Here is a 13988-nt window from a genome sequence, read left to right on the forward strand (position 1 = left end):
CGGCGCGAGCGGCGGGACCGCGCTCAGCGCTCGGCGATCGCCGCGCTGAGCTGCCGCACAAACGCGCCGACGCGGGCCAGGTCGCGCGGCGCCTCTTCGATCATCTGCACGAGCGCGCTGCCGACGATCACGCCGTCGGCCACCCGGGCGACCTCGCGGGCCTGGGCCGGGCGGCTGATGCCGAAGCCGACGCAGACCGGGGTGGCGGTCTCGGCCCGGATCCGCGCCACGAGCTCGGGGAGGCCTACGGGCAGCGCGTCGCGCACGCCGGTCACCCCGGTCCGCGACACGCAGTAGACGAACCCGGTCGACGCCGCGGCGACCGCCCGAATCCGCTCGGGCGTGCTCGTGGGCGCGGCCAGAAACACCGTCGCGAGCCCCGCGGGGCGCGCCGCGCCGGTGAGCTCCTCCGCGGTGTCGGGCGGCAGATCCGCGGCGATGAGGCCGTCGAGGCCGGCGGCCGCGGCGTCTTGCGCGAATCGGCCGGGTCCGTAGCGGAGAATCAGATTATAGTAAGTCATGAACACGAGCGGCGCCTGGGTGCGCGTCCGCAGCCGCGCGACGAGATCGAGCGCCGGACGGATTCCCATCCCCTGCGCCAAGGCGCGAAGGCCGGCGCGCTGGTTCACCGGACCGTCGGCGATCGGATCGCTGAAGGGCACGCCGAGCTCCACCGCGTCCGCGCCGGAGGCGACCAGGGTCTCGACGAGGCGTTCCGTGGCCGGCACGTCGGGATCCCCCGCCATGACGTACGGAATCAAGGCGCAGCGCCGCTCGGCCCTGAGCCGCTCAAACGCCTGCACGAGGCGGTTGTTCGGGAGCACGGCCGTGGCTGCCGGGCCGGTCACGTCCGGAGTTCCTCCCGCATCGTCTTCGCCACCGTGTCCACGTCCTTGTCGCCCCGTCCGCTGAGACACACCAGGATGACCTTGTCGCGGCCCAGGTCGGGCGCGAGCGTTCTCAAGTACGCGATCGCGTGGGACGACTCGAGCGCCGGGATGATCCCCTCCATGCGGCACAGCAGGTGGAATCCGTCGAGGGCTTCCGCGTCCGTCACGGCCACGTACCGGGCCCGTCCGGTGTCCTTGAAGTACGAATGCTCGGGGCCGACGCCGGGGTAATCCAGGCCCGCGGAGATCGAGTGTGTCGGCAGCACCTGCCCGCCGGAGTCTTGAATCACGTAGCTCATGGCCCCGTGCAGCACGCCGGGGGAGCCCGCGACCAGCGTGGCGGCATGCCGGCCGGTCGCAACGCCCGAACCCGCGGCCTCGACGCCGATGAGGTCCACACCGGCGTCGTCCTTGAATGGATAGAACGTCCCCATCGAATTGCTGCCGCCGCCGACGCAGGCGACGACCGCGTCGGGGAGGCGCTCTTCGGCCGCCAGCATCTGGAGCCGGGCCTCCCGGCCGATCACGGACTGCAGGTCGCGCACCAGCATGGGGTACGGATGCGGCCCGACGACGGAGCCGATGACGTAATACGTGGTCGCGACGTTGGTCACCCAGTCCCGCAGCGCCTCGTTGATCGCATCCTTCAGGGTGCGGCTCCCGTTGTCGACCGGCAGGACGCGCGCGCCGAGGAGCCGCATCCGGAACACGTTGAGGGCCTGGCGCGCCATGTCTTCGGTCCCCATGTAGACTTCGCAGGGCAGCCCGAAGACGGCGGCCGCGGTGGCCGTCGCCACGCCGTGCTGCCCGGCGCCGGTCTCGGCGATGATGCGCTGCTTCCCCATCCGGTGCGCGAGCAGCACCTGGCCGATCGCGTTGTTGATCTTGTGCGCGCCGGTGTGGAGCAGATCTTCCCGCTTGAGGTAGATCCGGGCGCCGCCGAGAGTGTCGCTCAGCCGGCGCGCGAAGTAAAGCGGCGTCGGGCGTCCGCAGAAGGTCCGGAGATAGCGTTCCATGTCGGCGGCGAAGACCGGATCGTGCTGCGCCGCGGCGTAGGCCGCTTCAAGCTCGGCGAGCGCCGGGACCAGCGTCTCCGGCACGAACCGGCCGCCGTAGTTCCCGAACCACCCGGCCGGCCGTGTCACGCCGGCCTGCGCGTCGATGCCGGTCTGGGGCTGCGCCTGCCCAGGTCCTGTCATCCCCGCACCTCCTGCGCGGAGTTCCACTCCTGCACGCGGGCGAGAAACGCGCGAATCTTCTCCGGATCTGCCTCCCCGTCCGTCTCGACGCCCGTGGCGACGTCGACGGCGTAGGGCCGGACCCGGCGGATCGCGTCCTGGACGTTGTCCGCGGTCAGGCCGCCGGAGAGGATGATCGGTCCCGCGTCCCGCGCGCGCGCGGCAAGACTCCAGTCGAACGCCCGTCCCGTGCCCCCGGCCTCGCCGGGAACGTGGGCGTCGAGCAGAAACCCGGCGACGCGGTACCGCCCCAGGCCGACGACGCTCTCCGGCCCGCGCACCTTGATCCCCTTGATCACCGGCAGGTCGAAGCCGGCGCAGACCTCCGGGGATTCGGCGCCGTGGAGCTGCAGCGCGTCGAGGCCGACGCGCGCGGCGATGTCGCGCACCCGATCGGGGTCCTCGTCGACGAACACGCCGACCTTGCACACGAACGGCGGCAGCGCCCGCGCGATCTGCCGGGCGACCTCCGTCGGCACGTACCGCCGACCGGGCCGCCAGAAGTTGAACCCGACCGCGTCCGCGCCGGCCTCGGCCGCGACGAGCGCCTGGGCGAGGCGGCGGACGCCGCAGATCTTGACGCGGACCGCGATCATTCGACGGCCGCCTCGTCGCGGACCCCGCGGAAGTAGTCCATCCCCATCCGCTCCAAACACAACGCCAACGTCGCCTGCGCCTCGCGGCGCGCGACCCGGCTGCCCTCGAGGACGATCTCGCGCAGGCGCTCCGGCTGCGCGGCCCACCGCGCCCGGCGGTCCCGGATCGGGTCGAGGAACTCGTTGATGACCCGAACGAGGCGCTTCTTGACCTCGACGTCGCCCACGGTCCCCTTGCGGTAGCGCTCCTTCAGCTCTTCGACCTCCGCGGCGTCCCGGTTGAACGCGTCGTGGTAGGTGAACACGGGATTTCCCTCGACGTGCCCGGGATCGGTCGGGTGGATCCGCGTCGGATCCGTGAACATCCCCATGACCTTGCGCCGCACCGTCTCGGGGTCGTCGGAGAGATCGATCGTGTTGCCGAGGGACTTGCTCATCTTGGCCTCGCCGTCCGTGCCCACGAGCGTGCCGACCCGGCCGGTGATCGTCGCCGGCTCGGGGAACACCGGCCCGTACAGCTCGTTGAAGCGGCGCGCGACCTCGCGCGTGACCTCGAGGTGGCTCGACTGGTCCTTGCCGACCGGCACGACGTCGGCGCGGACCATCAGGATGTCCGCCGCCTGCAGGACCGGGTACGTCAGGAGGCCGGCGGTCGCGGTCTCGAGCTTGAGATCGCGCATGACTTCCTTGAGCGTCGGCACGCGCTGGAGCCGCGGGACCGTCGTCAGCATCGAGAAGATGAGGTGCAGCACGGCGACTTCGGGGACCAGCGACTGCACGTAGATCGTGCTGCGCTCCGGGTCGATGCCGACGCTCAGGTAGTCGAGCAGGAGATCCTCCACGTTGCCGGCGATCTCCCGGGTCCGCTCGACGCCGGTCGTGAGCACGTGGTAGTCGGCGACCAGGAAGAAGCACTCGTATTCTTCCTGCAGCCGGAGGCGGTTCTCGAGTGAGCCGACGTAGTGTCCGATGTGCAGCCGGCCGGTGGGCCGGTCGCCCGTGAGGAGCCGGCCTTTCTTGCCCGGCGCGGTCCGCCGGACGGCCGTGTGGGTGGTCTGGGTCTCAGGCATGGTCCCTCCCCGTGTTCGCCCCTCCGACGGGACGCTCTTCCGGCCCCGCGCCGAGCAACTCGCGGACGCGGGCGCCCGGGTCGGCCGACCGCATCAGCGCCGAGCCGACGAGCACGGCATCGACGCCGAGCCGCGCCATTTCCTCGACGTCCCGCCGCTCCGCGATGCCGCTTTCGGCCACCACCGTCACGCCGGACGGGACGCGGGGCCGCAGCCGCCGGGTCACCTCGAGCGAGGTCGCGAGCGTATCGAGGTTGCGGTTGTTGATGCCCACCAGGCCCGCGCTGGCCGCGAGCGCCGCCTCGAGCTCGCCGTCCGTGTGCACCTCGACGAGCGCCGCCATGCCGAGGTCCGCCGCGAGGGCCATGAGGTCCGCGGCCGCGGCCCGGTCCAGGATCGCCGCGATCAGGAGCACGGCGTCGGCGCCGATCGCCCGCGCCTCGTACACCTGATAGGGTTCCAGCGTGAAGTCCTTGCGCAGCAGCGGAACCTCGACGGCCCGCCGCACCCGCGTCAGATGCTCGTCGGCGCCGTGAAAGAACCGCGCGTCCGTGAGCACGGAGATCGCGGCCGCACCGGCTGCGGCGTAGGCGCGCGCGATCGCCGCGGGATCGAAGTCCGCGCGGATCGTCCCGGCGGAGGGCGACGCGCCTTTGACTTCCGCGATCAGCCGGATGCCCCCGCCTGAGCCGGTCAGCGGCCCGCCTGGGGCGCGCAGCGCGGCGTGGAAGGGCCGCGCGGGTGGGGCGTCCGCGGCCCGCCCGCGCACGTCCGCGGCGGGCATCCGCCGCCGGCGGTCCGCCAGCTCCTCGCGTTTGTGTGCCACAATCTGCTCGAGGACGCCCATCGCCGGCTACGCGAACTTCGTCCGAAGCCGCAGCGCCTCGAGCCGGTCGTACGCGCGCCCGGTGTCGATGCTCTGCGCCGCCCGGGTCACGCCGTCGTCGAACGTCTCGGCGATCCCCGCCGCGACGAGGGCGACGCCGGCGTTCAGCACCACGATGTCCCGGCGGGGCCCGCGCTCGTTCCCGTTCAAGATCGCGACGGTTGTCGCGGCGTTCTCCTGCGGCGTGCCGCCGCGGAGATCCTCGAGCGCCGCCCGCCGGAAGCCGAACTGCTCCGGGGTGATCGTGGACGTGCGCACCGCCTCGTCCCGGACTTCCGTCACCTGGGTCGGCCCGCACAGCGTGATCTCGTCCATGCCGTCGAGACCGTGCACCACGAAGGCCCGGTCGGCGCCGAGCTGCGCCAGCACCCGGCCCATCACCTCGGTGTGCGCCGGGCTCGGCACGCCCTGCAGGTAGCGGCGCGCACCGGCCGGGTTGGTGAGCGGGCCGAGGATGTTGAAGACCGTCCGGATGCCGATCTCGCGCCGGGGCGCCAGCGCGTGCTTGAACGCCGGATGGAACCGCGGCGCGAACAGGAAGCCGATCCCGACCTCCTCGACGCAGGCCTGGACGACCTCGGGCGGCGCCTCGAGATTCACGCCCAGCGCCTCGAGGACGTCGGCGGCGCCGCTGCGGCTGCTGGCGGCCCGGTTGCCGTGCTTCGCGACGTGCCCGCCGGCGCCGGCGATCACGAACGCCGAGGTGGTCGAGATGTTGAACGTGTTGAGGCGATCGCCGCCGGTGCCCACCACGTCGACGAGGTGGTCGGCGCGGGGCGCGATCGTCACGGCGTGTTCGCGAATCGCGCGGGCGAACCCGGTGATCTCGTCGACCGTCTCGCCGCGGATCGCGAGCCCGGTGATGAAGGCGGCGATCTGCGCCGGCGTGGCCTCGCCGTCCATGATGTGGCTCATCGCGGCGTGAGCCTCCGCCTCCGTGAGGGTCTCGCGGGCGGCGACTTTGGCGATCGCGGGTCGCAGCGGCATCGTGCTAGCTCCCCACGGCTACCGCCGGCGCCTGCGGGAGCGTTCCGGCGAGTCCCGGCGGCGTCTGTCCCCGCGCCACCGCCAGGAAGTTCCGGAGTATGGCGTGCCCGTAGTCGGTCAGCACCGATTCGGGGTGGAACTGCACCCCCTCGACGATCGCGGTGCGGTGACGCACGCCCATGATGACGCCGTCCTCGGTGCGGGCGGAGACTTCGAGCGACGGCGGCAGGCGGCCGGGGTCGATCACCAGCGAGTGGTATCGCGTGCCGGTGATCGGGCTCGGCAGCCCCGTGAAGATCGTCCGGCCGTCGTGATGGATGCGGGACGTCTTGCCATGCACCGGCGCGAGGCCCCGCACGACCGCGCCGCCGCAGGCCGCGCCGATGCACTGGTGTCCGAGGCAGACGCCGAGGATCGGGACCCGCCCGGCGAGGGATGCGACGAGCGGCGTGCTCACGCCCGCTTCCGCCGGGGTGCACGGGCCGGGCGAGACCACGATCGCCTCCGGCCGCAGGGCCGCGATCTCGTCGACCGTGCTCGCGTCGTTTCGGCGGACCTCGAGCTCCTCCCCGAGCTCGCCGAGATACTGCACGAGGTTGTACGTGAACGAGTCGTAGTTGTCGATAACCAGGATCATCGCCGTCTCCTCCGCCGGGCCCGCGACATGGTGCGACGCCGTGGCCCTACAGACCGCGCCGCGCCATCTCGATGGCGCGGATGAGCACCTTCGCCTTGTTCACGGTCTCGTCGTACTCCGCGGCGGGCTCGGAGTCCGCGACGATGCCGCCGCCGGCCTGGACGTACGCCACGCCGCCGCGCAGCGCCAGCGTGCGGATCGCGATGCACGTGTCGAGCGCGCCGCCGAAACCCGCGTAGCCCACCGCGCCGGCGTACGGCCCGCGCGTCGTCGGCTCCAGCTCGTCGAGGATCTCCATCGCCCGGACCTTCGGCGCGCCGCTCACGGTGCCATGGGGAAACACGGCGCGCAGCACGTCGAACGCGTCGAGCCCCGGCCGGAGCCGGCCCTCGACGAGGCTCACGATGTGCATGACGTGCGAGTAGCGCTCGACCGTCATGAGCTCGGGGACGCGCACGGTCCCGTACCGCGCGACGCGCCCGACGTCGTTGCGCGTCAGGTCGACGAGCATGACGTGCTCGGCGCGTTCCTTCTCGCTCCCGAGCATCTCCTGCTCGAGCCGCCGGTCCTCGCCGTCGTCGAGGCCGCGCCGGCGGGTGCCGGCGATCGGGCGCATCTGGATGCGATCGCCCTCGAGCCGGACCAGGAGCTCCGGAGACGCCCCGACGAGGGTCGCGTCGCCGCCGCCGAGATAGAACATGAACGGCGACGGGTTGATGGCGCGCACGGCGCGGTAGACGGCGAACGGGTCGAGATCGCCGACGTCCGCGGCAAAGCGCTGCGAGAACACGATCTGGAAGGCGTCGCCGGCGTGGATGTACGCCCGGCAGGCCTCGACCGCCGCGAGATAGCGCTCCCGCGTCATGTTGGAGCGCAGCCGCAGCGGCGGATACGGGCCCCCGGCCGGGACCGCGGGCATCGGCGCGCGGAGCAGGTCGATCCACCGCTCGATCCGCTCCCGCGCGTCGTGGTAGGCGCGTTCGGCGCCGTCGTCGACGCACGCGTTGGCCACGATCCGGATCCGGTGGCGGACGTGGTCGAAGATTACCACGGTGTCGGCGAGGGCGAGACTGAGGATCGGCAGGCCGTAATCGTCGGGAGGCTGGTTCGGCAGACGTTCGATCGTGCGGATCAGATCATAGCCGAAGTGCCCGACCAACCCCCCGTAAAATCGCGGCAGGGCCGGATCGGCGACGGGACGGTATCGCGCGAGCACGTCGCGGGCCGCGGCGAGCGGCTCCTGCCGGAGGCGGCGGACCGTACCGCCCTCGTGGATCTCCACGCGATCGGCGAACGCGCGCAGCACAAGACGCGGCGCGGCACCCAGGAACGAGTAGCGCGCAACCTTCTCGCTGCCCTCCGCGCTCTCGAGCAGGAACGGGTACGGCAGGTGCCGGATGCGCAGAAACGCGGAGATCGGCGTGTCGAGGTCCGCCATGATCTCGCACGAGACGGGCACGAGATTCCCTTCCCGGGCCCGGCGGTCGAACTCGGTCACGGTGGGCGCGAGCGGGACGGCGGCGCTCACGGCTCGCTCCGCGACGAGAGCTCGAGGCGCGCGCGGCGCGCGTCGTCGAGCAGCTCTTCTAAGTTTGTCCCGCCGGCGAGCGCGCGCTCCAGGCGATCGAGCCGGTCGCGAAATGCGCGCAGCGCCTCGACGATCTCCCCCCGGTTGAGCCGGCAGATCTGCGCCCACAACGGCACGGGGCTGCCGGCGACCCGCGTCGCCCCGAGGAACGACGGCCCGGCGGCCGCGGTCTCCCCCTCCGCCGCGCCCACGAGCGCCGCGGCCACGAGATACGGCAGGTGGCTCACCCGCGCCACCGCCCGGTCGTGCGCGTCCGGGTCCACCACCATCGGCCGGGCTCCGAGCGCCTGCGCGAGCGCGGCCAGGCGGTCCAGCGCCGCCTCCGCCGTCGCGGTAGTGCGCGTGAGGAGGTACACCGATCCCTCGAACAGCTCCGCGGACGCGGCGCCCACGCCGCGGCTTTCGTTGCCGGCCATGGGGTGGCCGCCGACGAACGCCACGCCCCGCTCGGGATCGAGGGCCGGTTCGACCGCCCGAACGATCTCGGCCTTTACGCTCGCCACGTCGGTCAGGATCGCCCCCGCCGCGAGGTATGGCAGAATCTCCCGCGCCAGCGGGACGATGAGATCGGGCGGGGTGGCCAGCACCACAAGGTCCGCCCCCGCGACACCCTCCACCGGATCGGTGGTCCCGCGATCGATCGCGCCGCGCGTGCGGGCCGTGCCCAGGGTCTCGGGCACGCGGGCGACCCCGACCACCTCGCGCGCGAGCCGCCGCCGGCGCATCGCCATGCCGAGCGAGCCGCCGATGAGGCCCACCCCAATGACCGCCGCGCGGGCAAACGGCGTCATCGCCGCGCCTACACCCGCCGCCCGACCGCGAGGGCGATGCCGTCGAGCTCCTGCATCAGCAGCGCGAAGCTCTCCAGCGTGAGCAGTTGCGGCCCGTCGCAGAGGGCGTGATCCGGCTCCGGATGCACCTCGACGAGCAGCCCGTCCGCGCCGGCGGCCACGCCTGCCCGGGCCATCGGGATGACGAGCCTGGACTTGCCGGGCCCGTGACAGGGATCGACGATCACCGGCAGGTGGCTCAGCGATTTCAGGACCGGCACGGCCGTGATGTCGAGCGTGTAGCGCGTGTACGTCTCGAACGTGCGGATGCCGCGCTCGCACAGCACGACTTTGGGGTTGCCCTCGGCCATGATGTACTCGGCGGCCAGGAGCAGCTCTTCGATCGTCGCGCTCGGTCCGCGCTTCAGCAGCACCGGATGCCCGGACCGCCCGACCTCGCGCAGCAGCGTGTAGTTCTGCATGTTGCGGGCCCCGATCTGCACCATGTCCGCGTATTCCATGACGAGCTCCAGTTGATGGGCGTCCATGGCTTCGGTGACCAGCGGCATGCCGGTCTCGGCGCGCGCCTCGGCGAGGATCTTGAGGCCTTCCTCTTCCAGCCCCTGGAACGAGTACGGCGAAGTGCGGGGCTTGAAGGCCCCCCCGCGGAGGATCTGCGCGCCGGCGGCTTTGACCGAGCGCGCCGTCCGCAGCGTCTGCTCGCGGGTTTCCACCGTGCACGGCCCGGCCATGACGACGACGCGGCCGCCGCCGATCGCCACGTCCCGCACCCACACGATCGAATCCTTGCCGCCGTGAAACTCGCGGTTGACGAGCTTGTACGGCTGGAGGATGCGCACCACGCTTTCGACGCCCGGCAGCGCTTCCAGACTCTGGCGAAGCGACTCCTTGGTGTGACTGTCTCCCACCACGCCGATCACCGTCCGTTCGACGCCTTCCATGACCTGCGTGCGAAGTCCGGCTTCCTCGATCTGCCGCGTCACCGCCTCGCGCTCGGCCCGGCTGTATCCCGGCTGCATGACGACGATCATCCCGCCCGCCTCCTTGCCGCGAAATACACAAGCCCCCCGTCCTCTCGGGACGGGAGGCTCATCGGGCCCCGCGGTACCACCCCACTTCCCCGGCGCGACACCGGGGCGCTCGACGGGACGGAGCCGCCCGTCTGGGGCGCGGCTCGATCCCGGCCTCCGGATTACGGGGGAGGATGCCGGCGGCGACTACTCAGCGGGCGGCCCACAGCGTGAGCCAGTACGTCCGCCGCCTTTCGGTCCGCCCCTCACGGGTCCATTCGGTCCGGGCATCCGTCCCGCGCTTTCACCGTGTTCGCGCGGGTCTCTACGATCGGACCGCCCGGCCTACTCGCCCCGGTCATCAGGTTTGGTACCCTCCATGGTAGCACAAGAAGTCAAGTCCAGGCGAAAAGCGCAACGTCCACGGTTCACGATAGGGCCGGCGGCGGCGAATTGCCGCCGGTTGCCGGCGGCTAAAGAATCAGGTGCAGGTCGCCGAATTCGTGCCAGAGGTATCCGCCGGCGATCGCCGCACGATAGGCGTGCTCGAGGTGTGTCCGCCCGGCGAACGCCGTCAACATCGCGAGATGCGACGCCCGCGGCTCGTGAAAGCCGGTGAGCAAAGCGTCCACTGTGCGGATCCGCCGCTCGGGTGTGATCACGAGATCGGTCCATCCCTGCGACGCTATGAGCCGCCCCCGCGGATCGACCGCGCTTTCGAGGGCGCGGACGACGGTGGTGCCGACCGCGATCACCCGGCGGCCGCGCTCCCGGGCCGCTTCGATCGCCGCCACCGCCTCTCGCGGGACACGGTACCACTCTTCGATCGGCGGTTCGTCGCGCTCGAGGCTCGCGACACCTGTGTGGAGCGTAATCCGAGCCAGGCCGATGCCGCGTGCGGCGGAACGGGCGAGAACGTCGGGGGTGAACGCACGCCCCGCCGACGGCATCTCCGCCGATCCCGGCTCCCGCGCGTACACGGTCTGGTACATCGCCAAGGGCCATTCACCGCGCACGTACGGGTAGGCGATCGGCCGGCCCACGCGCGCGAGGTACTCGAACGCCGGCGCCCGCAGTTGGAGTTGCGCGATCCACAGGCGCTGCGATCCGGGGTAGGAGGCGACGATCCGGGCCACTCCGCCGCCGGGCAGGGCTAGAACTTCGCCGAGGTCGACGCGGGTCTGCCGCGGCTCGACAATCCACAACGACGCGGGGAGGCTTGTCGAGAGGTGCAAAGCCACGGCGGTGCCGTCGGCGCGGCGTGCCGTGAGCGCCGCCGGAAGCGTCCCAGAATCGTTCACTACGAGCAGGTCGCCGGGCCGGAGCACGTCGGGTAGATCCGCAAACCGGTAGTGGCCGACCCGGCCGCTCTCCCGATGGGTCACGAGGAGGCGGACTTGGTCGCGCCTGAGGCCGCGCGCCTCCGGCGGCTCGCGTGCCTCGAGCTCGGGCGGCAGGGCAAACTCCGGCACGCGGTCCCGGGGCGTGTTCGGGTCATGGCTCAACGATGGGGTGGGGGCTGCCGCGACGGCGGTTAGTGTCGCAAGCGGCATCATCGGACCTGCCCCCGCTGCATGCCCCGCGTCAGACGGGGGCCAACGGGCATGCGCTGCGCCGCGAAACGCCCGAAGGCTGCCGTCTCGTCCTCGACCAACTGCAGGAACGCCGGCGCCGACACCTCAGGCGGCGGAAGGTGCGATAGGTCGACACCCGGCTCGGCATCCCGGTGCATGCGCGTGTTCATCTCGCCGGGGTCGACAATGTACGCGCGAACACCGGTCCCGTCAAGCTCGGCGGCCAGAATACGGGTGAGGTGCTCGAGCGCCGCCTTGCTGGCGCCGTATCCGCCCCATCCGGGATAGGCTTCGACGGCGGCGTCGGAGGTGACGTTGATGATGACGCCGGTCCGCCGCGCCTTCATCTGGGGCAGCACGAGCTGGATCAAGCGCAGCGGCGCTGCAACGTTGATCCGAAAGATCTCCTCGAAGATCCGGGGATCCAATGCCTCGAGGCGCGGCATCGGGCTCGCGCCGAGCGTCGAGGCGTTGTTGATGAGAACGTCGATGTGTCCGAACCGGGCCAGTCCGTCCCGGACGAGCCGCTCCGCGTGCGCAGCATCGGCGACGTCGCCGGCAACGGCCAGGATCTCGCCGGCCGCACCGGAGCGGGATGCGACATCGCGCAGACCCGCGACCGCGTCTTCAAGGGCGCCGGCGCCGCGGGCGGTGAGAATGAGCCCTGCGCCGCGCGCGGCAAGGAGCCGTGCGACTTCACGGCCGAGGCCGCGCGAGGCACCGGTGATGAGGACAATCGTGTCGTCGGTTCGCATGATCGCTGCCTCCTGCGCATTCGCGTGCGACACGGCAAGTGTGCGCGTCCGGCGGCAGCGAAAAACCGGCCGCGGGCACAGCGAAGTACCCCGTCGTTGGGGAGCGTCCGGCCCTGTCCGGCAGGACAGGGGAACTACAGGAGTCCCCGCCTAGCCCCCTCGGCGACGGCCTGCGCCCGGTTGTCCGCGCCGAGCTTGTTCATGATCGAGCTGACGTGGAACTTCACGGTTCGTTCGCTGATGCCGAGATCGCGGGCGATCTGCTTGGTCGATCGCCCCGCGGCGACTTTGTGAAGCACCGAGCGTTCCCGCTCGCTGAGCAGCGAGGCCCGCCGCGGCGATCGGACCTGGCTCAGGACTTTCGCGGCCACGGGAGACGCGAGGTACGAACCGCCGGCGTGGACCGCCCTGATGGCCCGGGCGATCTCATCGACCGGGGCGCCCTTCAACACGTATCCGCGCGCGCCGGCCTTGATCGCACCCAGCACCCGCTCGTCCGTGTCATACGCGGTGAAGACGATGATCGCGACGTCCGGGGAGGCCGCGAGGAACCGCGGAATGGCCTCTATTCCGGTCATGCCCGGGAGCTCGAGGTCGAGCAGGATCGCCTGAGCCTGCGACCTCGCGAGCCCCGCCAGCGCGTCCTCGGCGGAACCCGCGGCGCCGGCGACCTCGAAGTCCGGTTCGTCTTCGAGCATCGCGACCAATCCCTCGCGAACGACCGGGTGGTCGTCGACCACCAAGACGCGGATCACGGACCGGCCGCCTCGAGCGGCACGGACGCGGTCACGGTGGTGCCGCCCCGCCGCGAGCTCGCGACGTGGAGCCGTCCGCCGAGCAGCTGCGCCCGCTCCCGCATCCCGACGAGGCCCAGCCGGCCGGCGGGGACCCGGCGGAGCGTGAAGCCCCGGCCGTCATCGCGAATCGACAGCCGGACGCGGTGCTGGGTGCGCGACAGCGCGATCGCGACCTCGTTGGCCTCCGCGTGCCGCCGGACGTTGGTGAGGGCCTCCTGCGCCACCCGGAACAATTCCGCCTCCACCTGCGGCGGGATCGGGCGGTCGCCGGTCGTCCGGACGTGGACGCGCACGCCGGTCTCGGCGGTCAACGCGCGGGCCAGGACTCCGAGCGCCTCCGGGAGCGGCCGGCCGGCCGCCGGGGCGGCCCGGAGGGCCAGCACGGAGCGCCGGGCCTCCTCGAGGCCCGCGCGCGCCACGTCGAGCGCCCTGGCGACCCGTGCCTTCGCGCGCCCGGGGCTTGCATCCACCGTGCGCACCGCGCCCTCCAGGTGCAGCGCGATCGCGGTCAGGGACTGGGCCAGCGTGTCGTGAATCTCCCGGGCGATGCGGGCCCGCTCCTCCGCCCGCGCCAGCCGGGCGCCGGCTTCGGCCAGCCGGGCGCGCTCGATCGCGATCCCGACCTGGTAGGCGATCGTCGACAGCAGCTGCAACTCCTCGGACGTCAGCTCCCGCCACGACGGCCCGGTGACGTTCATGATGCCGAGCGGCTTGTCCTGAAAGTAGAGGGGAATGCTGGCGTGGTAGGCGAGCCCGCGCGTGAGATCGGTCGCGTGCTTCTTGACCGCCGGCCGGAGCCGGCTGCACTCGATCATGTCGATGTTCTTCGGGGTCAGCTCGCCGTCCCGGAAACTCTCGATGCACCAGCACGGCCGTCCCGCCATCCGAACGGGCTTTTGCAGGTACGGAGGCAGGTGTTGCGCGGCCGCGTTGTACCACCGGCCCGATTCGGGATCGACGAGCCAGACCCATCCGGTGCGCAGGCCGAGAAGATCGGCGACCATCGCGAGCGTTCGTTCGAGCGCCCGCTGCACGTCGGGGGCGCTGTTGAGGGCTTCGGCGATCGCGGCCAGGACGCGCAGCTCGCGGACGCGGCGGCGCGCGGCGACGGCGCGGCGCGCGGCGGGGATGCCCGGTCCGGCCGCCTGGGCCCACGGCGTGAGCCAAAG

Annotated in this window: 14 protein-coding genes; all 14 read right to left on the bottom strand. The window is 71.9% G+C overall.

Annotated features, from left to right (window positions below; genetic code table 11):
* Positions 1 to 23: 23 nt before the first annotated feature.
* The 14 genes from trpA to VGZ23_16390 all read right to left on the bottom strand — a co-directional run bounded on the left by trpA (position 24) and on the right by VGZ23_16390 (position 13853).
* Positions 24 to 848 carry a tryptophan synthase subunit alpha gene (gene trpA, locus VGZ23_16325; GenBank protein HEV2359158.1) on the bottom strand — a complete coding sequence of 275 codons (825 nt, stop codon included), beginning with the start codon at positions 846 to 848 and terminating at the stop codon, positions 24 to 26.
* A complete protein-coding gene (gene trpB, locus VGZ23_16330; protein ID HEV2359159.1) occupies positions 845 to 2089 on the bottom strand; it encodes a tryptophan synthase subunit beta in 1245 nt (414 codons plus the stop codon). The genes trpA and trpB overlap by 4 nt, the downstream gene beginning before the upstream one ends.
* A complete protein-coding gene (locus VGZ23_16335) occupies positions 2086 to 2724 on the bottom strand; it encodes a phosphoribosylanthranilate isomerase (GenBank protein HEV2359160.1) in 639 nt (212 codons plus the stop codon). Before VGZ23_16335 ends, trpB begins: the two co-directional genes overlap by 4 nt.
* Complete coding sequence (gene trpS / locus VGZ23_16340; GenBank protein HEV2359161.1) at positions 2721 to 3794, bottom strand: tryptophan--tRNA ligase; 1074 nt, start codon at positions 3792 to 3794, stop codon at positions 2721 to 2723. Before trpS ends, VGZ23_16335 begins: the two co-directional genes overlap by 4 nt.
* Positions 3787 to 4641 (bottom strand): indole-3-glycerol phosphate synthase TrpC, encoded by an 855-nt coding sequence (gene trpC / locus VGZ23_16345; GenBank protein HEV2359162.1) that lies wholly within the window; start codon positions 4639 to 4641, stop codon positions 3787 to 3789. Before trpC ends, trpS begins: the two co-directional genes overlap by 8 nt.
* Positions 4642 to 4647: 6 nt before the next feature.
* Positions 4648 to 5667: an anthranilate phosphoribosyltransferase gene (gene trpD, locus VGZ23_16350; GenBank protein HEV2359163.1), complete on the bottom strand. Its 1020-nt coding sequence runs from the start codon at positions 5665 to 5667 to the stop codon at positions 4648 to 4650.
* 4 nt (positions 5668 to 5671) lie between these two features.
* Entirely contained in the window at positions 5672 to 6304 is a 633-nt protein-coding gene (locus tag VGZ23_16355) for an aminodeoxychorismate/anthranilate synthase component II (protein ID HEV2359164.1), read from the bottom strand.
* A gap of 46 nt (positions 6305 to 6350) precedes the next feature.
* Positions 6351 to 7832 carry an anthranilate synthase component I gene (gene trpE, locus VGZ23_16360; protein HEV2359165.1) on the bottom strand — a complete coding sequence of 494 codons (1482 nt, stop codon included), beginning with the start codon at positions 7830 to 7832 and terminating at the stop codon, positions 6351 to 6353.
* A complete protein-coding gene (locus tag VGZ23_16365; GenBank protein HEV2359166.1) occupies positions 7829 to 8683 on the bottom strand; it encodes a prephenate dehydrogenase/arogenate dehydrogenase family protein in 855 nt (284 codons plus the stop codon). Before VGZ23_16365 ends, trpE begins: the two co-directional genes overlap by 4 nt.
* A gap of 8 nt (positions 8684 to 8691) precedes the next feature.
* A complete protein-coding gene (gene aroF, locus VGZ23_16370) occupies positions 8692 to 9714 on the bottom strand; it encodes a 3-deoxy-7-phosphoheptulonate synthase (protein ID HEV2359167.1) in 1023 nt (340 codons plus the stop codon).
* A 452-nt stretch (positions 9715 to 10166) separates the two neighbouring features.
* On the bottom strand, positions 10167 to 11249 hold the full coding sequence (locus VGZ23_16375) for an S-adenosylmethionine:tRNA ribosyltransferase-isomerase (protein HEV2359168.1): 1083 nt from the start codon (positions 11247 to 11249) through the stop codon (positions 10167 to 10169).
* Entirely contained in the window at positions 11246 to 12022 is a 777-nt protein-coding gene (locus tag VGZ23_16380) for an SDR family oxidoreductase (GenBank protein HEV2359169.1), read from the bottom strand. The genes VGZ23_16375 and VGZ23_16380 overlap by 4 nt, the downstream gene beginning before the upstream one ends.
* Before the next feature lie 134 nt (positions 12023 to 12156).
* Complete coding sequence (locus VGZ23_16385) at positions 12157 to 12777, bottom strand: response regulator transcription factor (protein ID HEV2359170.1); 621 nt, start codon at positions 12775 to 12777, stop codon at positions 12157 to 12159.
* Entirely contained in the window at positions 12774 to 13853 is a 1080-nt protein-coding gene (locus tag VGZ23_16390) for a GAF domain-containing sensor histidine kinase (protein ID HEV2359171.1), read from the bottom strand. The genes VGZ23_16385 and VGZ23_16390 overlap by 4 nt, the downstream gene beginning before the upstream one ends.
* Positions 13854 to 13988 lie beyond the last annotated feature (135 nt).

It is taken from the genome of bacterium (genome assembly GCA_035945995.1).
Taxonomy (GTDB): Bacteria; Sysuimicrobiota; Sysuimicrobiia; order Sysuimicrobiales; family Segetimicrobiaceae; genus DASSJF01.

Excerpts from the sequence above, each read along its gene's own strand:
- trpB (HEV2359159.1), bottom strand. The coding sequence starts at position 2,089 with ATGACAGGACCTGGGCAGGCGCAGCCCCAGACCGGCATCGACGCGCAG.
- VGZ23_16355 (HEV2359164.1), bottom strand. The coding sequence starts at position 6,304 with ATGATCCTGGTTATCGACAACTACGACTCGTTCACGTACAACCTCGTG.
- trpD (HEV2359163.1), bottom strand. The coding sequence starts at position 5,667 with ATGCCGCTGCGACCCGCGATCGCCAAAGTCGCCGCCCGCGAGACCCTC.
- VGZ23_16380 (HEV2359169.1), bottom strand. The coding sequence starts at position 12,022 with ATGCGAACCGACGACACGATTGTCCTCATCACCGGTGCCTCGCGCGGC.
- aroF (HEV2359167.1), bottom strand. The coding sequence starts at position 9,714 with ATGATCGTCGTCATGCAGCCGGGATACAGCCGGGCCGAGCGCGAGGCG.
- VGZ23_16375 (HEV2359168.1), bottom strand. The coding sequence starts at position 11,249 with ATGATGCCGCTTGCGACACTAACCGCCGTCGCGGCAGCCCCCACCCCA.
- trpS (HEV2359161.1), bottom strand. The coding sequence starts at position 3,794 with ATGCCTGAGACCCAGACCACCCACACGGCCGTCCGGCGGACCGCGCCG.
- trpC (HEV2359162.1), bottom strand. The coding sequence starts at position 4,641 with ATGGGCGTCCTCGAGCAGATTGTGGCACACAAACGCGAGGAGCTGGCG.
- VGZ23_16365 (HEV2359166.1), bottom strand. The coding sequence starts at position 8,683 with ATGACGCCGTTTGCCCGCGCGGCGGTCATTGGGGTGGGCCTCATCGGC.
- VGZ23_16335 (HEV2359160.1), bottom strand. The coding sequence starts at position 2,724 with ATGATCGCGGTCCGCGTCAAGATCTGCGGCGTCCGCCGCCTCGCCCAG.